This is a genomic window from Streptomyces niveus (assembly GCF_001723055.1).
Taxonomy (GTDB): domain Bacteria; phylum Actinomycetota; class Actinomycetes; order Streptomycetales; family Streptomycetaceae; genus Streptomyces; species Streptomyces niveus.
In genome coordinates, this window is sequence record NZ_MDCR01000028.1 from 59,673 (window position 1) to 83,379 (window position 23,707).

Here is a 23,707-nt window from a genome sequence, read left to right on the forward strand (position 1 = left end):
CGGCATTCCCCCCGAGGGCTCCGGCGATGTAAGTGGCCGATGGGCCAACCGCAACTTACGTACGTCCGTCCCCCGGGCACCAGTCAATTGACGGCAAGCGTCAATCGGAAGCGTTCGATTAGGCTCGGGCCCATGGCCGACGCACCGTACAAACTGATCCTCCTCCGCCACGGCGAGAGCGAATGGAACGCGAAGAATCTGTTCACCGGCTGGGTGGACGTCAATCTCACGGACAAGGGTGAGAAGGAGGCCGTGCGCGGCGGTGAGCTGCTGAAGGACGCCGGTCTGCTGCCCGACGTCCTGCACACCTCCCTGCAGAAGCGCGCGATCCGCACCGCCACGCTGGCGCTGGAGTCCGCCGACCGCTCCTGGATCCCCGTCCGCCGCTCCTGGCGCCTGAACGAGCGGCACTACGGCGCCCTCCAGGGCAAGGACAAGGCACAGACCCTCGCCGAGTTCGGCGAGGAGCAGTTCATGCTCTGGCGCCGCTCGTACGACACCCCGCCGCCGGAGCTGGAGGACGGCACCGAGTTCTCCCAGAGCGACGACCCGCGCTACGCGACGATCCCCCCGGAGCTGCGCCCGCGCACGGAGTGCCTCAAGGACGTCGTGGTCCGCATGCTGCCGTACTGGTACGACAGCATCGTCCCGGACCTGCTGACGGGCCGTACGGTCCTGGTCGCCGCCCACGGCAACAGCCTCCGCGCGCTGGTGAAGCACCTGGACGGCATCTCGGACGGCGACATCGCGGGCCTCAACATCCCCACGGGCATCCCGCTCTCCTACGAACTGGACGCCGGCTTCCGCCCGGTGAAGCCGGGCGGCACCTACCTGGACCCGGACGCGGCGGCGGCGGCGATCGAGGCCGTCAAGAACCAGGGCAAGAAGAAGTAGCGCGGTAGGTAACTGAGCATTTAGCAGGGCCCGGTCCGGGTGGAGGTCTTCACCGCCGGACCGGGCCCTTGTTCGTGTCAGCCGCAGCTGCCCCCGCAGGCGCACGGCGCGCCCGACTGGCAGCCGCAGCCGCAGCCCGAGCCGCAGCCGCAGGCGCCGAGGATCGGCGGCCGTACCCGCTCGACAGCTGCTTCCTGCTGGGTTTCGGTCCTGGGGGACTCGGCCATGGGTTCCTCCTCGAAGGTGTGCACGGGCGTACGGGGCGGCGTCCGCGCCCATTGCACCGGCACCAGGGCGGGCGCATCAACGGCGCATGCGCGCAGGCGCCCCCTGGTGTCACCCCCGCACGCCCCCGTGCGCCCCCAAGCCCGAACCCTCGGACCGCGCCCTCGGCGAGAGCCCTCAGGCGCCTTCGACCGGCGCCTCGGCCTGCTGGATCTCGTCCGCGTGCTCACCCGTCACCAGGTACACGACCCGCTTGGCCACCGACACCGCGTGGTCCGCGAACCGCTCGTAGTACCGGCCGAGCAGCGTCACGTCGACCGCCGTCTCGATGCCGTGCTTCCAGCGGTCGTCCATCAGGTGCTGGAAGAGCGTGCGGTGCAGCAGGTCCATCTCGTCGTCGTCCTGCTCCAGCTGGAGCGCCAGATCGACGTCCTTGGTGATGATGACCTCGGCCGCCTTCGCCATCAGCCGCTGCGCGAGCTGCCCCATCTCCAGGATGGTCGCGTGCAGGTCGTGCGGCACGGCGTGGGCCGGGAAGCGGAGCCGGGCCAGCTTGGCGACGTGCTGCGCCAGGTCGCCCGAGCGCTCCAGGTCCGCGCTCATCCGCAGCGACGTGACCACGATCCGCAGATCCGTGGCGACCGGCTGCTGCCGGGCCAGCAGCGCGATGGCCCTGGCCTCCAGGTCGTGCTGGAGGTCGTCGACCCTCTGATCGGCGGCGATCACGCTCTCGGCCAGCTTCAGGTCCGCGTCGAGCATGGACGTGGTGGCGCGCCCGATCGCCGACCCGACCAGTCGGGCCATCTCGACCAGGTCCTCGCCGATCGAGTCAAGTTCCTCGTGGTACGCGTCACGCATGGGTGTCCCTCTCTGGGTTCTTCTGCTGGTGTTCCGGGGTTGTCAAAGTCGCCTGAGGAGTCGTCTGAGTACACCGAAAGCCCCCCGAACGGCACTGTCCTCGTCGTACGGACGCCGACGGACCGCCAGGGGCGGGGGGCCGTCCGACCCCCACGCTCCCACGTTCGAGCCGTCAGGAGTCCGGATGCTCCCTCCCAAGTGAACCGGCACTTTCTCCACGGTGAACTCTGGGCGACGAGTGTTCGAGGAGACACCTGTACGGCTGGGAGAGTGTCACTCGGCCCGCTTAACCTGAGTGCATGGACGTGAACGCGGCAGTCGCCGCATTGGCAGCGATCGCCGGGGCGTGTACCGGCGTGATCGCCATGCTGGCGTTCCGCTGGAGCGAACGCGACCAGGCCAGGCCCACCCGTAGCTCACTGCACACGGAAGCGGGCCTTCCGCCCGGCGTCGACACCGTGCTCTCCGTTCTCCGCTCCTCCGCCGTCGTGCTCGACGAGTCCGACTCGGTGGTCAAGGCCAGCTCCGCCGCGTACGCGCTGGGCCTGGTCAGGGGCGGCAAGCTGGCCGTCGACCCGATGCTGCACATGGCACGCGACACCCGCAGGGACGGCGAGATACGCCAGGTCGAGCTGGATCTGCCCCGGCGCGGCACCGGCCGCGGAGAGGCCCTCGCGGTCTCCGCCCGGGTGGCACCGCTCGGCTCCCGGCTCGTCCTGCTCCTGGTCGAGGACCTCACGGAGGCGCGCAGGATCGAAGCGGTCCGGCGTGACTTCGTGGCGAATGTCAGCCATGAGCTGAAGACCCCCACCGGGGCGCTCTCCCTGCTCTCGGAGGCCGTCATGGACGCCTCCGACGACCCCGAGGCGGTCACCCGCTTCGCCGGCCGTATGCAGATCGAGGCGACCCGGCTCACCAATCTCGTACAGGAACTCATCGACCTCTCGCGGGTGCAGAACGACGACCCGCTGGAGGACGCCGAACCGGTACGCGTGGAGGAACTGGTCGCCGAGGCCATTGACAGGTCCCGGCACGCCGCCTCCACGAAGCAGATCACGATGGCTGCCGGCGGCGCCGCCGATCTGCGAGTCTGGGGTAACCGCGGCCAGCTGGCCGCAGCCCTCGGCAACCTCGTCGAGAACGCCGTCAACTACTCCCCGGCCCGCACTCGTGTGGGTATCGCGGCCCGGCACGTGGCCGCCCCCGGCGGGGATCTGATCGAGATAGCCGTCACCGACCAGGGGATCGGCATCTCCGAGAAGGACCGCGAGCGCGTCTTCGAACGGTTCTACCGCGTCGATCCGGCCCGCTCGCGGGCCACCGGTGGTACGGGCCTCGGCCTGGCCATCGTCAAGCACGTGGCCGCCTCGCACGGCGGAGAGGTCACGATGTGGAGCTCCGAAGGCCAGGGCTCCACCTTCACCCTGAGGCTCCCCGTGGCGGGCGCCGGACGGGACCGCACACCCACCGGCCCGGACGAAGTCGCCCAGCGCCGCTTTCATCACGACGTCAATGATCTTGACCAATCGACTGAGATCCCTGCCCCGGAGGTCCTTCCGTGACCCGAGTGCTCGTCGTCGAGGATGAGGAATCCTTCAGCGACGCCCTTTCCTACATGCTCCGCAAGGAAGGCTTCGAGGTCGCGATCGCGACCACCGGGCCCGCGGGGCTCGACGAGTTCGAACGCAACGGCGCCGACCTCGTCCTCCTCGACCTGATGCTGCCCGGCCTGCCCGGCACCGAGGTGTGCCGGCAGTTGCGCGGGAAGTCCAATGTCCCGGTGATCATGGTGACCGCCAAGGACAGCGAGATCGACAAGGTCGTCGGCCTGGAAATAGGAGCCGACGACTATGTGACCAAGCCCTTCTCCTCGCGGGAACTGGTGGCGCGCATCCGCGCGGTGCTGCGCCGCAGGGGCGAGCCGGAGGAGGTCACGCCGGCCGCGCTGGAGGCGGGACCGGTCCGGATGGACGTGGACCGCCACGTCGTGACGGTCTCCGGCGGCAAGGTCGACCTGCCGCTGAAGGAGTTCGACCTCCTGGAGATGCTGCTGCGCAACGCGGGCCGCGTGCTGACCCGTATGCAGCTGATCGACCGGGTCTGGGGCGCGGACTACGTGGGGGACACCAAGACCCTCGACGTCCACGTCAAGCGGCTGCGCGCCAAGATCGAGCCCGATCCGGGCGCGCCGCGGTATCTGGTGACGGTGCGCGGTCTCGGCTACAAGTTCGAGCCGTAGACCGGCACCACTTCCCCGACACGCGTACGAGGGCGCCGTACCGGTCTGCCGGTACGGCGCCCTCACGCCTAGGGGGTGTCTTGCCGATCTTGCCGGGCTCGCGTGCCCCGGCACCGCGCCTCGCCGCGTTGTCGTCGGTCGGCATGGCTCCGCCATGCCTCCCTCCTCCGCCTTGTGATCGCACGCACCAGACCCCGCTCCCTGATCCGGCCTGATCGACAAGACGCCCCCTAGGCGCCCGGTGCTCGGGCTCAGTGCTCGGTGTCCGAGGACGCCGACGCGGCGTCCGTCGCCGTGGCCGCGTCGCCCTGGTCGGTGCCCTGGTCCGCGCCTTCGGCGGTGCCCTCTTCGGTCGCGCCGGCGTCGCCGCCGGGCGTCCCGGTCTCCCCGGTGGCGGAGCCCGAGGGCGAACCCGAGGGGGACCCGCTCGGGTTGTCCGACGCGCCGGCCGACGGGGTGGGCAGCGCGCTCGGCCCGAAGCCGGTGAAGGGGCCGGTCGCCGGCACCACGAAGGCGTCCAGCTCGACGTCGCCGGTCTCGCTGAACTGGAACACGACCCGCTGGGCGTCGCCGTTGCGCGCCGCCTCGTCGCCACCGTCGATCACGGCGGACGGGTTGCCCTCGCCGCCGATCAGGATCGAGCCGCCCGCGGGCACCGTGACCGGTCCCTTGCCCTTGGCCGGGGTGATCTTCACCGTCGTGCCGCTGTCCGGCAGCGTGATCGCGTCGAGCGTCTGCTTGCTGCCGCCGTTGTTGAAGACCTTCGCCGTGACGACGGCGGGTGCTCCCGCGGCGGCCTTCGGCTGGGTGACGACCGTGGCGTTCTGGATGGTGATCTTGCCGATGGAGGTCGCGGCGTTGTCAGGTCGGACGCCGAGCGTCTGCGCGTCGTTGCCGGCACCGCACGCGGCGAGCGAGGCGATCGAGAACGCGATGGCAGACGCGGCGAGGGTGCCGCGTCGAAGGCTGCGGCTCACGGTGGCGGCAACTCCTTGGACGTACGGGCGGGCTGTGGACGGCGAACGATGGTTCAGCGGGCCCAGGTTACCGAGCCCCTGTCGCGCGCTCGCACCCGACCCGCCCTCAACTGCGCCCGGCAGGCTCGGCGCAGGCCCCGGCGGAAGGCGGAAGTGAGTGCCCGCGACATGTTTAGTACGCCGTTCACATAAGTCCGGTGATCAATTCCCCGACCCGACACACATTCCTTACGAATAGCGCCGCATAGCGCTCCGCGGACTCCGGTGATCAAATTCGGATTGGGTTCACACTTCCATCCGTACGTGTGACCGACATCCGAACGGAGCATGGGAAGTTCAGCTCCTGGAACCCGACAAATGGGGAGGTTCACCCCATCGGGATGGGGTTCGGGGCGGTGGAACATGTGTGTTTCCGTCCGGCTTCGCAGTGGCTCCCACCTGCGAATACCCGCTTCCGGAAGCCGCTCGCAGCACGTTCCTATTGCTGTTGTCAAGCCCCGAGAACCGTCCTGACCTGCGAAAACGCCATTCAGAAGAAGCCGTTCCCGTGTTACCCTGGATAGCCACGGAAGGGGTACCTGTCACATGACGTTCAAGGTTGGCGACACCGTGGTCTATCCCCATCACGGGGCCGCGCTGATCGAGGCTATCGAAACTCGTCAGATCAAAGGCGTGGACAAGACCTACTTGGTGCTCAAGGTCGCCCAGGGCGACCTGACGGTTCGTGTCCCGGCGGACAATGCGGAGTTCGTCGGAGTGCGCGACGTGGTCGGTCAGGATGGGCTGGACCGAGTCTTCGAGGTGCTGAGGGCTCCGTACGCAGAAGAGCCGACGAACTGGTCCCGGCGCTACAAGGCAAATCTTGAGAAGCTCGCCTCCGGCGATGTCATCAAGGTCGCCGAAGTGGTCCGCGACCTCTGGCGTCGGGAACGAGAGCGTGGACTCTCCGCAGGTGAGAAGCGCATGCTCGCCAAGGCGCGCCAGATTCTGGTGAGCGAGCTGGCTCTCGCGGAGAACACGAACGAAGACAAGGCCGAGGCTCTGCTCGACGAGGTCCTCGCGTCCTGAACCGGGTTGTGATCACGTCCTGACCCGGACGAGTCGGATCACATTCGCATCAATGCCGCGGTGCCCGCTGACCAGCAGTGATTTCCACGCTGTGTCGTCGGGCACTGCGGCATGCCCGAATGACCCCGGCTTGGGGAATCTCACAAACGGAATCTCTTCACGAGCTCCGACTGGCCCTAAGATCTACTCGGCTGTGACACCCCGTCACACCAACCGAATTCCCCGCCCGATCCTGGCCTGATCCTGGTGTGCCGGGCCCGGGGCAGCTGGCGCAGCTGGTCTCGACCGGTGTCACGGAAGGGTCCGGTCAAGGTGCCGCGCCCGGCACGCTTGAGGCCATACCCATGTCGGCCGAGGAAACAAACCTGCCGGAGTGCAACCGATGTCAGACGAATCGAGCCGACACCGCACCGCCGCCGTGATCCCCGCCGCGGGCCGTGGCATACGGCTCGGCCCCGGCGCCCCCAAGGCGCTCCGCACCCTGGGCGGCACCCCGATGCTGGTCCACGCGGTCCGGGCCATGGCGGCCTCCCGCGCGGTCTCCCTCGTGGTCGTGGTGGCCCCGCCCGAGGACACCGCGGCGGTGAAGCTGCTCCTCGGTGAGCACTCACTGCCCGTGCGCACCGACTACCTCGTGGTGCCCGGCGGCGAGACCCGCCAGGAGTCCGTACGGCGCGGCGTGGAGGCCCTGCCGGAGGACATCGCCACCGTCCTCGTCCACGACGCCGCCCGGCCGCTGGTGCCGGTCGACACCGTGGACGCGGTGGTCGACGCCGTACGGGCAGGCGCGCCCGCCGTCGTCCCCGCCCTGCCGCTCGCCGACACCGTCAAAGAGGTCGAGCCCGGCGCGAAGGACCAGCCCGAGCCCGTCGTCGCCACCCCGGAGCGGGCCAGGCTCCGCGCCGTACAGACCCCGCAGGGCTTCGACCGGGACACACTCGTACGCGCCCACCTGACCGTGCCGCTCGCCGGCCAGGGCGCCACCGACGACGCCGGGCTCGTCGAACAGCTCGGTGAGCCCGTCGTGGTCGTGCCCGGCCACGAGGAGGCGTTCAAGGTGACCCGGCCGCTGGACCTGCTGCTCGCCGAGGCCGTACTCGCCCGCAGGAGGGCCAACGATGGATTCTGAGTCCGTGACACCCGCGCCCGCCTCTCTGCCGCTGATCGGCATCGGTACAGATGTGCACGCCTTCGAGGCCGGGCGGGAGCTGTGGTGCGCCGGCCTGCTGTGGGACGGCCCCGGGAACGACGGCCACGGCCTCGCCGGGCACTCCGACGGTGACGTCGCCGCCCACGCCGCCTGCGACGCGCTGTTCTCCGCGGCCGGCGTCGGCGACCTCGGCGCGCACTTCGGGACCTCGCGGCCCGAGTGGTCCGGCGCCTCGGGCGTCACCCTCCTCAAGGAGGCGGCCAGGATCGTCCGCGCCGAGGGCTTCGCCATCGGCAATGTCGCCGTCCAGGTCATCGGCGTACGGCCGAAGATCGGCAAGCGGCGCGCCGAGGCCATGAAGGTCCTCTCGGAAGCGGTCGGCGCACCCGTCTCCGTCTCCGGCACGACCACCGACGGCCTCGGGCTGACCGGACGCGGCGAGGGCCTGGCGGCGATCGCCACGGCGCTGCTCGTACGCGAACGCTGACCCGCCCCGCCGTCCGGACGGCGGGCCACTCGAATGGCGTGCCACTCGAACGGCGTGTCCCGAAATACCTTGGGACCGACGGCGGTTGAGGTGGCAGCGCCGGACTATCGGCACCGGCGGTGAACCCCTCCTCAGGAAGGCATCATCCATGGCAGTCGCTGTTCTCTCCGACGAGCTGAAGCAGCTCCTCGACGGCACCGTCTTCGTCGCCATCGCGACCGTCCAGCCCGACGGCAGCCCCCAGGTCTCACCGGTCTGGGTGAAGCGTGACGGGGAGGACATCCTCGTATCGACGGCCATCGGCCGGCGTAAGGAGGAGAACCTGCGCCGGGACCCGAGGGTGACGGTCATGTTCCAGCCCTTCGACGACCCGTACCGGTACGCCGAGATCCGCGGCGCGGCCACCCTCAGTACGGAGGGCGGACAGGAGCTGATCGACGAGCTGTCCCTCAAGTACACGGGCAAGCTGTACGCCGACTTCAACCCCAAGGGGGCGGGGGAGGGCGAGCGCGTCGTCATCCGGATCACGCCCCGCAAGGTCGTCGGCCGCATCTGACCGACGTACGCCCCCGGGGGGTACGCCGCGTCCGCCGCTGTCCGATGCCGGACAGCGCCCCGGCGCCCGTGGGAGGGCCGTGCGGAAGCCTCTGACGAGGGCCGTCCGGCGCGCCCAACGTCACGCTTCGGTGTCCCGTGGCCCCAAGGGGCCCGGGGCACTGTCTCCGGAGCACTACGCTTGTCGCGTGACCATTCGGCTGTACGACACCGGCGCCCGGCAGATCCGTGACTTCTCCCCGCTCGTCGCGGGCTGTGTCTCGATCTACCTCTGTGGTGCCACCGTGCAGGCCGCACCGCACATCGGGCACATCAGGTCGGGGCTCAACTTCGACATCCTGCGGCGCTGGTTCGCCTATCGCGGCTACGACGTGACCTTCGTACGGAACGTCACCGACATCGACGACAAGATCATCGCGAAGTCGGCCGTCCAGGACCGCCCCTGGTGGGCGATCGGGTACGAGAACGAGCGCGCCTTCAACTCCGGCTATGACGTCCTGGGTTGCCTGCCGCCCACCTACGAGCCGCGCGCCACCGGGCACGTCCCCGAGATGATCGAGATGATGCGCGGCCTCATCGAGCGCGGGCACGCCTACGCGAGCGAGGGCAACGTCTACTTCGACGTGCGGTCCTTCCCCGAGTACCTGCAACTGTCCAACCAGGACATCGACGATCTGCGCCAGCCCTCCGGCGAGGGCGAGACCGGCAAGCGCGACCAGCGCGACTTCGCCATGTGGAAGGCCACCAAGCCCGGCGAGCCCGACTGGGAGACCCCGTGGGGGCGCGGCCGGCCCGGCTGGCACCTGGAGTGCTCGGCCATGGCGCACAAGTACCTCGGCAGCGCCTTCGACATCCACGGCGGCGGCCTCGACCTGATCTTCCCGCACCACGAGAACGAGATCGCGCAGGCCAAGGCGTACGGCGACGACTTCGCCGAGTACTGGGTGCACAACGCCTGGGTGACCATGAGCGGCGAGAAGATGTCGAAGTCGCTCGGCAACTCGGTCCTGGTCAGCGAGATGGTCAAGCAGTGGCGCCCCATCGTCCTGCGCTACTACCTCGGCACCCCGCACTACCGCTCGATGATCGAGTACAGCGAGGAGGCCCTGCGCGAGGCCGAGTCCGCCTTCGGGCGGATCGAGGGCTTCGTCCAGCGCGTCATCGAAATGGCCGGTCATGTCGTCGAGCCGGCCGACGAGGTGCCGCCCGCCTTCGCCGAGGCGATGGACGACGACCTCGGTGTCCCCGGGGCCCTCGCGATCATCCACACCACCGTCCGGCAGGGGAACTCGGCGCTCGCCGCCGACGACAAGGAGGCGGCCGTCGCCCGTCTCGCCGAGGTCCGCGCCATGCTCGGAGTTCTCGGTCTGGACCCGCTGGACGCACACTGGACGGGGACGGGCGCGGGCGACGGCGGCCCCGACGGCGAGGGCAACAGGCTGAACGGGGTGGTCGACACCCTCGTACGGCTGGTGCTCGACCAGCGCGAGGCGGCGCGTGGCCGCAAGGACTGGGCCACGGCGGACGCCATCCGCGATCAGCTCCAGCAGTCCGGACTCGTCATCGAGGACGGCCCGGCGGGCCCGCGGTGGACGCTCGGCCCGCGCTGAGCGGAGCGTGTGCCGCGACCTCCTGAAGAAGGTGAGTCGCGTCATGCCCTCGGGCCCGGATTGTGCTGTCCGGCCGCCGGGCGGCACACTCGCGTGAACGAAGTCATGAACGGGCGTGACGTTCTCACGAACCGACGGAAGCAACGAAACAGGTAGGTCATGGCCGGGAACAGCCAACGCAGGAACCGCCGCACGTCCAACAAGAAGGGCGCGCAGGTCGGCAGCGGTGGCAAGCGACGCCGCGGACTGGAGGGCAAGGGCCCGACACCGCCCGCGTCCGCCCGCAAGGGCCATGTGCAGAACCGTGTCTCCAACGCCAAGGCCAAGCTGACCGCCCGCCGGCAGGTCGCCCGCCGCGGCGGCAAGGGCACCAGCGAGATGGTCGTCGGCCGCAACCCGGTCTTCGAGGCGCTGCGCGACGGCGTACCCGCGACGATGCTCTACGTACAGCAGTACATCGAGAACGACGAGCGCGTCCGCGAGGCCCTCCAGCTCGCCGCGGACCGCGGCGGCATCCACCTGATGGAAGCCCCACGGCCCGAGCTGGACCGTATGACCAACGGCCTGAACCACCAGGGCATGGTGCTCCAGGTCCCGCCGTACGAGTACGCGCACCCCGAGGACCTGGCCGCCGCCGCCTTCGACGACGGCGAGGACCCGCTGATCGTCGCGCTCGACGGCATCACCGACCCGCGCAACCTCGGCGCGGTCGTCCGCTCCGTCACCGCCTTCGGCGGTCACGGCGTCGTCGTGCCCGAGCGGCGGGCCGCCGGGATGACCGCGGGCGCGTGGAAGACCTCGGCCGGCACCGCCGCCCGTACACCGGTCGCCCGCGCCACCAACCTGACGCGCGCGCTGGAGAGTTACCAGAAGGCGGGCCTGGCCGTCGTCGGTCTCGCCGCCGACGGCGACACCGAGGTCGGCGACCTCCCGGCGCTCGGCGGCCCGGTCGTGATCGTGGTCGGCAGCGAGGGCAAGGGACTGTCGCGACTGGTCGGCGAGACGTGCGACTACCGCGTGCGGATCCCGATGCCGGGCGGCGCCGAGTCGCTGAACGCGGGAGTCGCGGCCGGAGTGGTGCTGTACGAGGCGGCCCGCCGGCGCTCCTGAGCGGGCGGGGCGTGGCCCGTACGCGGGCTGGGCCGGATGGTGTTACCTCCGTACAGATGTGCCCATCCCGGCACTCTTGACGGGTCTCGGACATTTCCCGGCCGTCAAGGCAGTGTCCTAAACACAAGTCACTCGGTTAGATGAGTGTGGACACCAGAACGCCCCGGCCCGGGTTCGAAGAACAGCCCCCGCTGAGCATGGTCAAGGTGGACTGCGATCCCGCGCAGGTCATCGTGAACCACGCCAGCTTTCGGGTGAAGCTCGCGTCGAGCCAGCGCCCCAGCCCCGCACGCGCCACGGCGGACACCGCGCGGATCCCCGCGATGAGCGGCGGCGGTGGTGCGGCGCGGCGCCGGGCCCCCGTCGTCTGGAGCGGCAGGTCGGCACCGGGCGACCTCGGAGCCACCGGGCTCCTCCAGGCCGTACGGAACTCCTCCGTGAGAGGGACGGGCGCGGCCCTCGCCGAAGCGCCGGGCGGCCCGTACGACACGGGGGCCACCGGCAACACCCAGGTCATCCCGCGGATCGACCTGGGCGACGACACCATGCCGACACCCCGCGTACCGCACCGCGGTGGCGGCGCGGGGTCCGACACCCCGCTGCTGCCGCCCATGCGGCAGGCGGTGGGCGCGTACGACACCCCGGAGTACGACCCGTACGGCGGGGGCGGCGCGCGCCACCGGGGCGGGCACGACGACCGCGACGACCGCGAGTACGAGCGCGACTTCGAGCGGGACCTCGACCGCGGCCGTGATCACGACGGCCGCCACGACATGTCGCCCTCCGAGGCCGCCGTACGGCACGCCTACTACCCCGGCCGCCGGATGAACCTCGGGGTGGTGCTCCTGCCGCTGCGCGTCTTCCTCGGTCTCATCTCCATCTACGCGGGCATGGGCAAGCTCTGCGACCCCGTCTACTTCGACGGCGGCAAGCGCGGCTCCATGGTCGCCTGGCTCTCCTCGCTCCAGCCGTGGGCCCTCGCCGAACCGCTGCGCGACTTCGCCCTCTCGCACCCCGTCGGCGCCGGGCTCAGCGTCGCGTTCCTCCAGGTCGTCGCCGGTGTGCTCACCGTCCTCGGCCTCTGGCAGCGGCTCGCCGCGTGCTGCGGGACGCTGCTCTCGGCCGCGCTGATCCTCACCGTCAGCTGGCGCACGGTGCCCGTCTACGACGCGCCCGACATCATCTATCTGGCCGCCTGGTCGCCGCTGATCATCGCGGGCGCCCCCGTCTACTCGGTGGACGGGCGCCTCGCCGGCGAGGCATGGCGCAAGCTCGGGCCGCGCACCCCGCTCAGGGAGCTGCGGCGCCGTGTCCTGCGACGCGGCGCGGTCGTGGCGACCGTCATCATCGGCCTGACGCTGCTCATCGGCTCCATGCTCGGCGGAGCCGTACGGTCCACGGAGATGGTGACGGTGCCCGGACCGAACAACCCGGTGAACCAGCTGCCCGGATCGCCCCTTCCGCAGAAGTCCGGCAAGAGCAGCGCCTCGGGCTCGCCCACCGGCGAGGCCCGGCAGAACGGCGGCAGCGCGGAGCCGACAGCCGGCCAGACCAGCGGCCCGGCGGCCGAGCAGTCGAAGCCGGGCGAGACACCTGCCCGCCGGCCGGGCGGGGTCAGTACGGGCGGGCAGCCCAGCCAGACCCAGGGCACCGGCCAGGCGCCCCCGCAGACACAGGAGCAGGCACCACCGCCGTCGAGCAGCCAGGGCCCCGCGACGAGCGGCGGTTCGACGGGCGGCGCCGGCCAGGGTGGCGGCACGACCGGTGGCGGCGACGGCGGCGGCACGACGGGCGGCGGCGGAGGCTCGTCCACCGGCGGCGGTGGCGGCGGAGCCAGGAACCCGATCGGCGGCCTGCTCGGCTGACGTCGCGGAGCGGAACGAGGGCGGCCACCCGGCGTGATCGGGTGGCCGCCCTCGTACGCGCGCTGTGTGCCCGTCTGCGGGCCTGGAACGTCTCGTACGGCTCCGAGTGCGACCGTACGGCTCCGAGGTCGCGCAGGGCCCGTCAGGAGCGGTGCCTCACCGGCCGTCGGCTCAACGCGCGGCGGCGGCCAGCTCCTTGGCCGCCTCGGTGAGGTCCTTCGCGGTGTCGATGGCCCGCCAGTACGCGCCCTGCGGCAGCGGGAAGCCGGCCAGGCTGCGCTCACGCGCCAGCCGGGGAAAGGTCGTCCGCTCGTGGTCGCCGCGGTCGGGCAGCAGACTCGCGAACGCCGGGGAGAACACGTACACACCGGCGTTGATCAGATACGGCGACGGCGGCGACTCGATGAAGTCGAGCACATGGCCGAACTCGTCGGTCTCCACGGCCCCCCAGGGAATCCGGGGCCGGGCGAGGGCGAGTGTCGCGGTGGCGTCGCGCTCGGCGTGGAACGCGGCCATCTCGCGCAGGGAGAAACGGGTCCAGATGTCGCCGTTGGTGGCGTACCAGGGCTGCCCGGGCTCGGGCAGCCGCGCGGCGGCGTACTTGAGGCCACCACCGCGCCCCAGCGGTTCCTGCTCCACCACGGTCGTGACACGCAGCGGGAGTTCGGACGCCTCCAGCCACTCCTGGAGCACCTCGGCGAGATGGCCGCACGAGACCACGGCGTCGGTGACGCCCTCGGCGGCCAGCCAGGCGAGTTGATGGCCGATGATCGGGGTCCCCGTGCCGGGGATCTCGACCATCGGCTTGGGACGGTCGTCGGTGTACGGGCGCAGTCGCGACCCCTGGCCGCCCGCGAGGACCACGGCCTGCGTCGGAAACGTCATCATGCCGTGAACGATAGGCGGGCCGGTCGGGGAGCCGCCGGTCAGTGCCCGGCGGTCTGCTGGGAGACCCCGTAGGCGAACGAGGTGTCGCAGACGGGGCGGGAGAACGACTGCGCGCGGGTGGGTCCGTAGTGCGCGACGGCGGCGCGGCCGAGGGCGCGGGCCAGGGACATGCAGTGCTTGGCGAGCGAGGGGCGCTCCTCGATCTGGCGCTGGAGGTGGGTCAGGGCGATCCCCGGGTCCTTCTCCTGGAGCTCCACGAGCAGCTTGTCGCGGAGAACGTCCTGGGGAGCACGGGACTTGGCGCGTACGGACGCCTTGTCCGAGGAGGCGGTGAGGATCTGCGCGTCGGAACTCTTCGCCGCCCACGGGACGGTCGCGACCGCCAGGGTTCCGGAGAGCACGAGGACGACGGGCAGTACGAGGGCGAGACTTCGGCCGATTCGGCGGGCAGTGTGGGTCACGCAGGCGAGCGTAGCGGTCAGTGATGATTTGGCGACATTTAGTCACTCGGCCGAGGGATGGTTCGACAGGTCTTTTCGAATCGAGTGTTGACGTACACGATTCGAAATGGCCGATGTGCCGGGGTATTTGTCCGCTTGGGGGTGGCGTAAGCAAACGGCCCCGCACCGAAGTGCGGGGCCGTTAGTACGTTCTTCAGGTCAGTCGCTGAGGCGCTCACCGGTGGACGAGGCGAAGACGTGCGTCTCGCCCGGACGCGGCACGACGTGCAGCTTGGCGCCCTTGTCGGGAACGGCGCGGCCGTTGACGCGGACCACCAGGTCCTTGTGCTCGCCGCCGACCTGCGCGTCGCCGTAGACGTAACCGTCGGCGCCCAGCTCCTCCACGACGTTGACGGTGACGGCCAGACCGGCCGGCGCGTCGGCGCTGTCCTTCGACAGCGACTTCGCGGCCTCGCCGCCCTGCTCGACGATGTCGAAGTGCTCCGGGCGGACACCGACGGTGACGGTGCTGTCACCGCGGTCGGCCGCGGCGGACAGCGCCTCGCGGGAGATCGGGACGACGCTGTTGCCGAACTTCACACCGCCGTCGGTGATCGGGACCTCGACCAGGTTCATGGCCGGGGAGCCGATGAAGCCGGCGACGAAGAGGTTGGCGGGCCGGTCGTACATGTTGCGCGGCGAGTCGACCTGCTGGAGCAGACCGTCCTTGAGGACGGCGACCCGGTCGCCCATGGTCATGGCCTCGACCTGGTCGTGCGTGACGTACACGGTCGTGATGCCCAGACGGCGCTGGAGCGAGGCGATCTGCGTACGGGTCGACACACGGAGCTTGGCGTCGAGGTTCGACAGCGGCTCGTCCATGAGGAACACCTGCGGCTCACGCACGATGGCGCGACCCATGGCCACACGCTGGCGCTGACCACCGGAGAGGGCCTTCGGCTTGCGGTCCAGGTACTCGGTGAGGTCCAGGATCTTCGCGGCCTCTTCGACCTTCTTACGGATGTCGGCCTTGTTGACGCCGGCGATCTTCAGCGCGAAGCCCATGTTGTCGGCGACCGACATGTGCGGGTACAGCGCGTAGTTCTGGAACACCATCGCGATGTCCCGGTCCTTCGGGGGCAGGTGCGTGACGTCACGGTCACCGATGCGGATGGCACCGCCGTTGACGTCCTCAAGACCCGCGAGCATGCGCAGGGAGGTCGACTTGCCACAACCGGAGGGCCCGACGAGCACGAGGAACTCGCCGTCCGCGACGTCGAGCTCAAGCTGGTCGACGGCGGGCTTGGTGGAACCCGGGTACACACGGGTCGCCTTGTCGAACTGAACAGTGGCCATGGTGATGTGGTCCCTTCACCGGCAGGAACGTGCCGGACGATCCGAGTAAAGGAATGGCTCCCGCGCCGGAGGGCGAAGGATGGGTCTAGTCCACCTGGATGAACTGGAGGTGACGCTACCTGGCGTTTCAAGATCTGTCAGTAGGTGAACCACGATGAAATTCCCGGCTGACCCGTGATCCGTGCCGGTTATAGTTTTCCCGCACGCCTCCTTAGCTCAGCTGGCCAGAGCAACGCACTTGTAATGCGTAGGTCGTCGGTTCGAATCCGACAGGGGGCTCCGAAGAACCCCAGGTCATGCGGGTCGTGACCTGGGGTTTTCTGGTGTCCGGGGTGGTCCGGCGTGGTGGCCGGCCGATGTGGCCTCGTGTCCGTTCAGGTCTCGCCTCGTTTGGGGAGACATGACCTCAATGCGCAGAATCACCACCGTTCTCGGTGCGGCCGTCGCCCTCTCCTCCTTCGCGGGCTCGGCGGCGAACGCCGCCGGGCCCGCCCCGCTCATCACGCCGGTGAACCCCGTCACCGAGCTGGACGCCCTCGCGGCGTCCGGCATTCCGGCGGAGCAGCAGGCCGAACTGCCCAAGGTGAAGAACCAGTTGGCCGGCCTGAGCCACCTGAGGGATCTGAACCAGCTGCACCAGCTCACCGACCTCGCGGCGCCGGTGCTCGGCCTGGTTCCCGCGGTGGAGTGAGGCCCGACCGACCGGGTCGGGGCGGGTCAGTGGCGGCCCGAGACGCGGTTGGCCGTGCGGGCCAGGCGGGGGGTTTGGAGGGTGGGGGAGTTCGTCTCCTGGCGGTCCGCCGTGCGGTAGGCCGCGTACAGGGTGTGGACTCCCAGCCAGCGCAGGGGTTCCGGTTCCCATTTGCGGACCTTGTGGTTGACCCAGGGCAGGGTCGTGAGGTCCGTGGGGCCCGCCTGGCCGGAGTCCTGTTGGATCAGGTCGCGCAGGGTGCGGGCCGCGAGGTTGGTCGTGGCGACTCCCGAGCCGACGTAGCCGCCCGCCCAGCCGAGACCCGTGGCGCGGTCGAGGGTGACCGTGGCGCACCAGTCGCGGGGGACGGCCAGGACGCCGGACCAGGCGTGGTCGATGTGGACGCCCGCCGTGGTGGGGAAGAAGCGCACCAAGATGTCGCGCAGGGCGGCGATCGTGGCGGGCTGGGTGCGGCCGTCGTTGTCGGTGCGGGAGCCGTAGCGGTACGGGACGCCCCGGCCGCCGATGGCGATGCGGTCGTCGGCGGTGCGCTGGGCGTACATGTAGGCGTGCGCCATGTCGCCGAGGGTTTCGCGGCCGTCCCAGCCGATGGTGTCCCAGATCCTGGCGGGCAGCGGTTCGGTGGCGATCATCGAGGAGTTCATGGGGAGCCAGGTGCGGCGCTGCCCCTTGAGCCCGGCGGTGAAGCCCTCGGTGCAGCGCAGGACGTAGGGCGCGCGGACCGTGCCGTACGGGGTGATCGCGTGTTTGGGCTTGATCTCCGTGACGGGCGTCGACTCGTGGATGGTGACGCCCAGCGCCTCGACGGCCGCCGCCAGGCCCTTGAGGAGTTTGACGGGGTGCAGCCGGGCGCCGTGCGGGGTCCAGGTGGAGCCCACGGCTCCGGTGACCCGTACGCGCTCCGCCGTCTCGCGCGCGCCGCGCAGGACGCGGTCCGTCTCGCCGAACGCGATCTCGGTGGTGTGGAAGTCCTTGAGCCTGGCCAGTTGCGCCGGGGTGTACGCGACTTCCAGGACGCCGCCCTGGTGGATGTCGGCGTCGATCGACTCGTCGGCGGCGACGCGTACGACCTCGGCCACGGTGTCGTTCATGGCCTTCTGGAGGCGGACTGCGGCGTCGTGGCCGTTCTTGAGCGCGTAGGTGTCGCGGCCCGCGATGCCGTTGTAGAGCCAGCCGCCGTTGCGCCCGGAGGCGCCGTATCCGCAGAACTTGGCTTCCAGGACGGTGATGTTGAGGAAGGGCGCGGCCTTCTTCAGGTAGTAGGCCGTCCACAGGCCGGTGAAGCCGCCGCCGACGACGCAGACGTCGGCCGTGGTGTCGCCGGGCAGGGGTTCGCGGGGCGCCGGTATGCCGTCCTGGGCGTACCAGAAGGAGATACCGCCGTTGACGGTGCTGCTGCTCATGAGGGTGTTCGTACACCGCGCTTCGCACCTGTGTCCAGGTCGGGGGTACGGGGCCGGCCCCGGGTGAGGGGATAGCAGGCCAGGCCGATGAGGACGGCGCTGAAGTGGCCGATGTCGGTGAAGTCGGGACGGGCGAAGAGCGGGACGCCGTAGAAGATCACGACGGCTCCTCCGTACGGATACCGCCACGGCGGGGCGATCCGGTAGGTGAGCACGGCGACGACGCCCGCGAGCGCGTAACTGACGCCCACGTCCAGGGTGTCGCCGGCGGCCTCGTGCGCGCGGCCCTCGTGGATGGCCCAGCCGAGGACGCCCTCGCTGATGAGCGTGGCGCCGACGTGCGCGGTGGCCACGACGGCGAGCCAGCGGCGGGTGCCGAGCCAGTGCTCGGCGGGCGCGTGGAAGACGGTGTAGAGCGCGGCGTACGGGAGCCATCTGCCGCCGTCGATCCAGAAGGCGCTGGTGATCAGTACGCGGACGGGGTTCTGGGACAGCTGGTGGAGGTTGGTGGAGCGCCGGCGCAGGAACTCCTCCTGAAGATGCGGGGACATGAGGTGCAGGGCGACGGTGGTGACGAAGAGGGCCGCGAGCCAGAGGTAGGTGCCGGGGGCGGTCCTGATCCAGACCCAGGAGAGGCGGGCGGCCTTGCGGAAGGGGCGGCGCATGGGGTGATTCACCCACGGGGAGGCGGCCGGGGTGCGCTCGTAGGCTTGGTGTCGTGGAGATTCCGGCGGAGTTGGCGAGGACACAGGGGAGCGCGTTCGTCGCGGCGCTTCCGGCGCGTGCGGCCGACTTCCTAAGGAGGTGGGAGCTGCGGCGTACGGGACCGGCGATGCACGGCATGTGCGCGCTCGTCCTGCCGGTGGAGCGGGCGGACGGTACGCCGGCGGTGCTGAAGTTGCAGGACGTCGATTCGGAGACGGCCGGTGAGCCGGTGGCACTGCGGGTGTGGGGCGGCGACGGCGCGGTACGGCTGCTGGAGTACGACGAGGAGTCGGGCACGCTGCTGCTGGAACGGCTCGACGCGACACAGGACTTGAGCGGTGTCCCCGTACGGGACGGGGTGAGCGTCATCGCCGGGCTGCTGGCCCGGCTGACGGCGGCGCCCGCGCCGGCGGGGCTGCGCCGGCTGGGGGAGATCGCCGAGGCGATGCTCGACGAGACGCCGGTGGCGGTGCGGTCGCTCGCCGACGACACGCAGCGGCGACTGCTGCTGGACTGCGCGGCGGCCGTACGTGAGGTGGCGGGCGAGCCGGGCGACCGGCTGCTCCACTGGGACCTGCACTTCGAGAACGTGCTGGCGCCGCTGCCCGCCGCCGGGGGCCCGGCCCGTGAGCCGTGGCTGGCCATCGACCCGAAGCCGCTGGCGGGCGACCCGGGGTTCGAGCTGCTGCCCGCCCTGGTCAACCGGTTCGACGAGGGCGACATCCTTGGGAGGTTCGACCTGATGACGGAGGTCATCGGGCTGGATCGGGGGCGCGCGCGGGCGTGGACGTTGGGGCGGGTGCTCCAGAACTGCCTGTGGGACATCCGTGAGGGGGAGCGGGTACCGGACCCGACGTCGCTGGCCGTGGGCCGGGCGCTGTTGGCACGATAGCCGCCGAACGGGCAGGCTGCGCTCATGATTCGTACGGCGACGGCCGCTGACGTTCCGGTGATCCACGCGATGATCCGGGAGCTGGCGGCATACGAGAAGGCCCCGGACGAGGCGCGGGCGACCGAGGAGCAGTTGCGTGAGGCGCTGTTCGGCGAGCGGCCTGCCGCGTACGCGCACATCGCGGAGACGGACGAGGGCGCGGTGGCGGGGTTCGCGCTGTGGTTCCTGAACTTCTCGACGTGGCGCGGGGTGCACGGCGTCTATCTGGAGGACCTGTACGTCCGTCCGGAGCTGCGCGGCGGCGGGCACGGGAAGGCGCTGCTCAGGGAGCTGGCGCGGATCTGCGTGGAGCGCGGGTACGAGCGGCTGGAGTGGTCGGTGCTGGACTGGAACGAGCCGTCGATCCAGTTCTACCGGGCGCTCGGGGCACGGCCGCAGGACGGGTGGACGGTGTTCCGGCTCACGGACGGGGAGTTGGCGAAGCTGGGGGCTGCCGAGGCCGATGGCTGAGGGCTGAGGTGGGGATTCACGGCGGGATTGTCAGTGGGTGCGCCTACGCTCGGTGACGAGTACGGATGACGCCGAATTCCTGAGGGGGACCCGTGTCCGAGACGAGCGTGCGGCCCGATCCGGTGATGGCCGAGATCGGTCGTGGCATGGAGCTGGGACAGCGCGGTGAACGGGACGCCGCCCGCGAGGTGTTCGCCGGTGTCTGGGACCGGCTGGGCGCGGACGGCGACCCGTTCCACATATGCGCGCTGGCCCACTCCATGGCCGATGTCCAGGACGATCCGCGGGAGGAACTGGTTTGGGACCTCCGGGCGTTGGAGGCGGCTGACCTGGTCTCGGACGAGCGGGCGCGGCTCGCGGGGGTGGCGAGCCCGGTGGCCGCGTTCTATCCGTCGCTCCATCTCAACCTGGGAGATGTGTACCGGCGCCTCGGCGAGTGGGACCTGGCACGCGCGCATCTGGCGCGCGGGCTCGACGCGGTGGGGGCGCTGGGCGACGACGGATACGGGCAGTTGATCAAAGGCGGACTCGACCGGTTGGCGCAGCGGCTGGCCGAGCGCTCGGGCGAGCCGCTGTCCGGGCCGCCTTCCGGGCCGCCGGCCGAGCCGACGGAGGTCAACGGTCCGGCGTCGGCCTGACTCGGTCAGGCGCCGGGACGGATCGGCGTCGGTTCCAGCACCACCTTGCCCATCGTGCCGCGCGTCTCCAACGCGCGGTGCGCGCCGGCCGCGTCGGCGAGCGGGAAGCGCTGTACGGCGGGGCGGAGACGGCCTGCCGCGGCCTCGGCCAGGGCACGGTCCTCCAGCGTGCGTACGGTGCCGCCCGCCTTCTGGATCATCACGGGACCCAGGACGCTCTCGGAGGTGATGCCGCGCGCCGCCTGCTCCTCCTCCGTGTAGCTCAGCGGCTCGCCGTCGTGGATGCCTTCGCCGGACCAGCCGAAGACGATGTGTCTGCCGCCCTTGCCGAGGAGGTCGACGGCGGCGCGGGCGGTGTCGCCGCCGACGGAGTCGAAGACGACGGTCGCGGGGCGGCCCGCGAGATGGGCCCGGACGGTCTCGGGCCAGTCGGGCAGCGTGTAGTCGACGGCGAGGTCGGCGCCGTTCTCGCTGACGCGCGCGACCTTGACGGGGCCGCCGGCGAGGCCGATGACGGTGGCGCCGGCGTTCTTCGCGTACTGGACGAGGAGGGTGCCGATGCCGCCGGCGGCGGCGGGGACGATCGCGACGTCCTCGGGGCCGAGGGTGGTGAACTGGAGGATGCCCATGGTGGTGCGGCCGGTGCCGATCATGGCGACGGCCTCGGCGGCGTCGAGGTTGCCGGGGATCTCGTGGAGCTTGGCGGCGTCGGCGACGGCGAGTTCCGCGTAACCGCCGGGGACCATGCCCAGGTGGGTGACGACCCGCTTGCCGAGCCAGCCGGGCTCGGTGCCCTCGCCGAGCGCGTCGACCGTGCCCGCGACCTCGCGGCCCGGGATGGTGGGCAGCTCGACAGGCTCCGGGTACGGGCCGGTCAGGCCCTCGCGCAGGGCGGTGTCGAGCAGGTGGACCCCGGCGGCGGCGACGGCGATCCGGACCTGGCCGGGGCCGGGGACGGGGTCGTCGGTCCGCTCGTGGACCAGGTTCTCGGCGGGGCCGAAGGCGTGGAGGCGGATGGCGTGCATGGCTGGCTCCCTCGTGGTGCGGCGGGTACGGGAGCCAGCCTCCGACCTCAAGCGGACTTGAGGTCAAGCCGAGTGGCGGAGCCGTACGGCGTCGAGCCGGCGCACCGCGAGGGACGCGGCCTCGATGGCGCTGTTGAACGACACCTCGGACAGGACGCCCGGCGCGGCGACCTGGTCGCCGACGAGGTAGACGCCCTCGCCACGGTCGATACGCGGCCGGTCGCGCCAGGTGGTGCCAGGCCGGTCGACCGCTCCCGTACGGCCGACGGCGAGCGACTGGCGCCGCCACACCGCCCGTTCACGCCAGTCGGGGAAGCCCAGGTCGAGCAGGGCCTCCGCGCGCGCGATGCCCACGGTCCCGGACTCTCCGGGACCGACCGGGAACTGGCCCTGGAGCAGTTGCTCCCCGGCCGGCGCGAGCGAGGGGTCGGCGGCGGTGAACCGTTCCAGCCAGCCAGGCGCGTCGAGGTCGCAGATGACGAACGGGTCGCCCCTGCGCGTGGTCAGCCCCAGGTCCAGCAGCGCGGTGCGCCCGCTCTCCCACCGCAGCGTGTCGTCACCGAGCAGCAGCCGCGCCGAGTCCAGCGACGTCGCGACGATCACCGGCCCCTCCTCGGGAAGCGTGTCGACGCGGGCGACGGTCTCGACGCGTACGCCCAGATTCCAGGCCCGCGCGAGCAGCCGCTCGATGACCTGGCTCCAGCCGCCGACCGCGATGTGCGCCTCGGGCGGGACGGTGGCGGCCCGCCGGAGCCGTTCCTGGACGAAGGCGGCCGAGAGCGAGCCGGGGTCGTGGTGGAAGAGGGCGACGGCGGCGTAACGGGCGGCGGCGACGGCCGCGTCGTGGCCGTGCCGCGCGGTGGCCCAGGTGTGGAAGTCGATGTCCACGGGCGCCCGTTCGGCCCGGCTGCGGCTCGCCTTGAGCAGCCCGAAGGGCGGCGCCTTACGGAGGGCGCCGTCGCGGTGGAAGCGCAGCCGGGCGCCTTCGATGGCAGGTACGCGCGCCATCGGGCCGAGGAGATCGCGCTGCCTGAGCCAGGCCCAGTGCGGGCCGCGATGGTAGAAGACGTGCGGCCCCTCGTTGGCGCGGTACGGCCCCTCGGAGGTACGGGCCCGCCCGCCGAAGGTGTGGTGGGCCTCGAAGACGGTCACCCTGGCGCCCGACTCGGCAGCCGAGATGGCCGCGGTGAGTCCGGCGAAGCCGCCGCCGACGACGGTGATGTGGTCCATGGCTGTTGCCCCTTCGCTTCGCTGTGTCTCGCTCGTGTCGCTCTGGTCGCTTGTCCCGCCCGTGCGCGGTCCCTGTGTGCGGTGGTCTCCGCGTAGTTGACTGAACAGGAGGGCGGTTTGTGACATCGCGGCGCTCGGATTCGGGGGCGTTGTCAGTGGCGTACGTCACGATGGGGACATGGCTCGGAGGACGACGACAGGCAAGTCGGGAACGGCCCGCAGGAGTGCGGCGGCGCGGCGGCCGGAGGTGCGGCTGCCGCCGCTCGTGCCGTACGAGGGAGAGCTGGAGCCCGACGGGGATTACGACGGACAGGAGTTCGGCGGACTGGATCTGGCGGACCAGGAGGGGCCGGGGGCCCGGTTCATCGACTGCGCGCTGCGCGAGTGCGGGCTGGACCGGACGGATCTGGGGCGGGCCCGCTTCATCGACTGCGTGATCGAGGGCATCCGGGGGGTGGGGACGGATCTCGGGGGCGCGTCGCTGCGCGACGTCGAGGTGGTGGACGCGCGGCTGGGCGGGGTGCAGCTGCACGGGGCGGTGTTCGAGCGGGTGCTGATCCGGGGCGGCAAGATCGACTATCTGAATCTGCGGAAGGCGAAGCTGAAGGACGTGGTGTTCGAGGGCTGTGTCCTCGCCGAACCGGACTTCGGGGGAGCGGAGCTGGAGCGCGTCGAGTTCCGTGACTGCGTCCTGAAGGAAGCGGATCTCAGCGGCGTACGGATGAAGGACGTCGACCTGCGGACCGTCGCCGAGCTGGGCATCGCGCGGGGGATCGACCGGCTGGCGGGGGCGGTGATCAGTACGGCGCAACTGCTCGATCTGGCACCGGCGTTCGCGGCGCAGATCGGTGTGCGGGTGGAGGACGGGCC

General features: G+C 70.9%; 25 protein-coding genes and 1 tRNA gene. 16 read left to right on the forward strand and 10 right to left on the reverse strand.

What is annotated here, in order from left to right:
* Positions 1–132: 132 nt before the first annotated feature.
* The gene (locus BHU15_RS03605; RefSeq protein WP_069625813.1) at positions 133–894 is read left to right on the forward strand and encodes a phosphoglyceromutase; all 762 of its coding nucleotides are present in this window, start codon (positions 133–135) and stop codon (positions 892–894) included.
* 77 nt (positions 895–971) lie between these two features.
* On the opposite strand, the gene BHU15_RS39975 is transcribed toward BHU15_RS03605, so the two are convergent.
* Both BHU15_RS39975 and phoU read right to left on the reverse strand, forming a co-directional pair.
* Entirely contained in the window at positions 972–1,121 is a 150-nt protein-coding gene (locus BHU15_RS39975) for a hypothetical protein (protein ID WP_169739426.1), read from the reverse strand.
* A 175-nt stretch (positions 1,122–1,296) separates the two neighbouring features.
* Entirely contained in the window at positions 1,297–1,977 is a 681-nt protein-coding gene (phoU, locus tag BHU15_RS03610; RefSeq protein WP_069625814.1) for a phosphate signaling complex protein PhoU, read from the reverse strand.
* Positions 1,978–2,276: 299 nt separating this feature from the next.
* Between phoU and phoR the strand changes: the two genes are divergently transcribed.
* Together phoR and phoP are read left to right on the forward strand one after the other, a co-directional pair.
* Positions 2,277–3,539 (forward strand): two-component system sensor histidine kinase PhoR, encoded by a 1,263-nt coding sequence (gene phoR, locus BHU15_RS03615; RefSeq protein WP_023540732.1) that lies wholly within the window; start codon positions 2,277–2,279, stop codon positions 3,537–3,539.
* 5 nt (positions 3,540–3,544) lie between these two features.
* Positions 3,545–4,216 carry a two-component system response regulator PhoP gene (phoP, locus tag BHU15_RS03620; protein WP_023540733.1) on the forward strand — a complete coding sequence of 224 codons (672 nt, stop codon included), beginning with the start codon at positions 3,545–3,547 and terminating at the stop codon, positions 4,214–4,216.
* Positions 4,217–4,467: 251 nt separating this feature from the next.
* Here the strand turns inward: phoP and BHU15_RS03625 are convergent, their stop codons facing one another.
* The gene (locus tag BHU15_RS03625) at positions 4,468–5,193 is read right to left on the reverse strand and encodes a DUF461 domain-containing protein (RefSeq protein WP_069625815.1); all 726 of its coding nucleotides are present in this window, start codon (positions 5,191–5,193) and stop codon (positions 4,468–4,470) included.
* A 585-nt stretch (positions 5,194–5,778) separates the two neighbouring features.
* Here BHU15_RS03625 and BHU15_RS03630 point away from each other — a divergent pair.
* From BHU15_RS03630 to BHU15_RS03660, 7 genes are all read left to right on the forward strand, one after another.
* Positions 5,779–6,261, forward strand: coding sequence for a CarD family transcriptional regulator (locus tag BHU15_RS03630; protein WP_003953493.1), 483 nt, complete (start codon positions 5,779–5,781; stop codon positions 6,259–6,261).
* A 382-nt stretch (positions 6,262–6,643) separates the two neighbouring features.
* Entirely contained in the window at positions 6,644–7,390 is a 747-nt protein-coding gene (gene ispD, locus BHU15_RS03635; RefSeq protein WP_023540735.1) for a 2-C-methyl-D-erythritol 4-phosphate cytidylyltransferase, read from the forward strand.
* Entirely contained in the window at positions 7,380–7,898 is a 519-nt protein-coding gene (gene ispF / locus BHU15_RS03640; protein ID WP_069625816.1) for a 2-C-methyl-D-erythritol 2,4-cyclodiphosphate synthase, read from the forward strand. The genes ispD and ispF overlap by 11 nt, the downstream gene beginning before the upstream one ends.
* Positions 7,899–8,046: 148 nt before the next feature.
* Entirely contained in the window at positions 8,047–8,454 is a 408-nt protein-coding gene (locus BHU15_RS03645) for a PPOX class F420-dependent oxidoreductase (protein WP_069625817.1), read from the forward strand.
* Between the two features lie 187 nt (positions 8,455–8,641).
* The gene (cysS, locus tag BHU15_RS03650; protein ID WP_069625818.1) at positions 8,642–10,063 is read left to right on the forward strand and encodes a cysteine--tRNA ligase; all 1,422 of its coding nucleotides are present in this window, start codon (positions 8,642–8,644) and stop codon (positions 10,061–10,063) included.
* A 159-nt stretch (positions 10,064–10,222) separates the two neighbouring features.
* Entirely contained in the window at positions 10,223–11,173 is a 951-nt protein-coding gene (gene rlmB, locus BHU15_RS03655) for a 23S rRNA (guanosine(2251)-2'-O)-methyltransferase RlmB (protein WP_069625819.1), read from the forward strand.
* A 140-nt stretch (positions 11,174–11,313) separates the two neighbouring features.
* Positions 11,314–13,038 (forward strand): DoxX family protein, encoded by a 1,725-nt coding sequence (locus BHU15_RS03660; protein ID WP_079127864.1) that lies wholly within the window; start codon positions 11,314–11,316, stop codon positions 13,036–13,038.
* 171 nt (positions 13,039–13,209) lie between these two features.
* Here BHU15_RS03660 and BHU15_RS03665 read toward each other — a convergent pair whose 3' ends face one another.
* The 3 genes from BHU15_RS03665 to BHU15_RS03675 form a co-directional block, all read right to left on the reverse strand.
* Positions 13,210–13,926, reverse strand: a complete 717-nt coding sequence (locus BHU15_RS03665; RefSeq protein ID WP_023540741.1) for a nucleotidyltransferase family protein — start codon at positions 13,924–13,926, stop codon at positions 13,210–13,212.
* A gap of 38 nt (positions 13,927–13,964) precedes the next feature.
* Positions 13,965–14,387, reverse strand: a complete 423-nt coding sequence (locus BHU15_RS03670) for a hypothetical protein (protein ID WP_023540742.1) — start codon at positions 14,385–14,387, stop codon at positions 13,965–13,967.
* Between the two features lie 198 nt (positions 14,388–14,585).
* Entirely contained in the window at positions 14,586–15,722 is a 1,137-nt protein-coding gene (locus tag BHU15_RS03675) for an ABC transporter ATP-binding protein (protein WP_023540743.1), read from the reverse strand.
* A gap of 205 nt (positions 15,723–15,927) precedes the next feature.
* Between BHU15_RS03675 and BHU15_RS03680 the strand changes: the two genes are divergently transcribed.
* Positions 15,928–16,001, forward strand: a tRNA-Thr gene (locus BHU15_RS03680).
* 130 nt (positions 16,002–16,131) lie between these two features.
* A complete protein-coding gene (locus tag BHU15_RS03685) occupies positions 16,132–16,413 on the forward strand; it encodes a hypothetical protein (protein ID WP_368483186.1) in 282 nt (93 codons plus the stop codon).
* 26 nt (positions 16,414–16,439) lie between these two features.
* Here the strand turns inward: BHU15_RS03685 and BHU15_RS03690 are convergent, their stop codons facing one another.
* Both BHU15_RS03690 and BHU15_RS03695 read right to left on the reverse strand, forming a co-directional pair.
* Positions 16,440–17,837: an NAD(P)/FAD-dependent oxidoreductase gene (locus tag BHU15_RS03690; RefSeq protein ID WP_069625822.1), complete on the reverse strand. Its 1,398-nt coding sequence runs from the start codon at positions 17,835–17,837 to the stop codon at positions 16,440–16,442.
* Complete coding sequence (locus tag BHU15_RS03695) at positions 17,834–18,502, reverse strand: rhomboid-like protein (protein ID WP_069625823.1); 669 nt, start codon at positions 18,500–18,502, stop codon at positions 17,834–17,836. Before BHU15_RS03695 ends, BHU15_RS03690 begins: the two co-directional genes overlap by 4 nt.
* A gap of 53 nt (positions 18,503–18,555) precedes the next feature.
* On the opposite strand from BHU15_RS03695, the gene BHU15_RS03700 reads away from it, so the two are divergent.
* The 3 genes from BHU15_RS03700 (at position 18,556) to BHU15_RS03710 (ending at position 20,582) form a co-directional block, all read left to right on the forward strand.
* Positions 18,556–19,434, forward strand: a complete 879-nt coding sequence (locus BHU15_RS03700; protein WP_069625824.1) for an aminoglycoside phosphotransferase family protein — start codon at positions 18,556–18,558, stop codon at positions 19,432–19,434.
* 24 nt (positions 19,435–19,458) lie between these two features.
* Positions 19,459–19,944 (forward strand): GNAT family N-acetyltransferase, encoded by a 486-nt coding sequence (locus BHU15_RS03705; RefSeq protein ID WP_069625825.1) that lies wholly within the window; start codon positions 19,459–19,461, stop codon positions 19,942–19,944.
* 92 nt (positions 19,945–20,036) lie between these two features.
* The gene (locus BHU15_RS03710; protein ID WP_247748527.1) at positions 20,037–20,582 is read left to right on the forward strand and encodes a hypothetical protein; all 546 of its coding nucleotides are present in this window, start codon (positions 20,037–20,039) and stop codon (positions 20,580–20,582) included.
* 5 nt (positions 20,583–20,587) lie between these two features.
* Here BHU15_RS03710 and BHU15_RS03715 read toward each other — a convergent pair whose 3' ends face one another.
* Both BHU15_RS03715 and BHU15_RS03720 read right to left on the reverse strand, forming a co-directional pair.
* Complete coding sequence (locus tag BHU15_RS03715; protein WP_069625826.1) at positions 20,588–21,607, reverse strand: zinc-binding dehydrogenase; 1,020 nt, start codon at positions 21,605–21,607, stop codon at positions 20,588–20,590.
* Between the two features lie 63 nt (positions 21,608–21,670).
* Entirely contained in the window at positions 21,671–22,837 is a 1,167-nt protein-coding gene (locus tag BHU15_RS03720) for an NAD(P)-binding protein (RefSeq protein WP_069625827.1), read from the reverse strand.
* A 178-nt stretch (positions 22,838–23,015) separates the two neighbouring features.
* On the opposite strand from BHU15_RS03720, the gene BHU15_RS03725 reads away from it, so the two are divergent.
* Positions 23,016–23,707, forward strand: a 692-nt coding sequence (locus tag BHU15_RS03725) for a pentapeptide repeat-containing protein (protein ID WP_079127867.1), incomplete at its 3' end; no start/stop codon positions are given.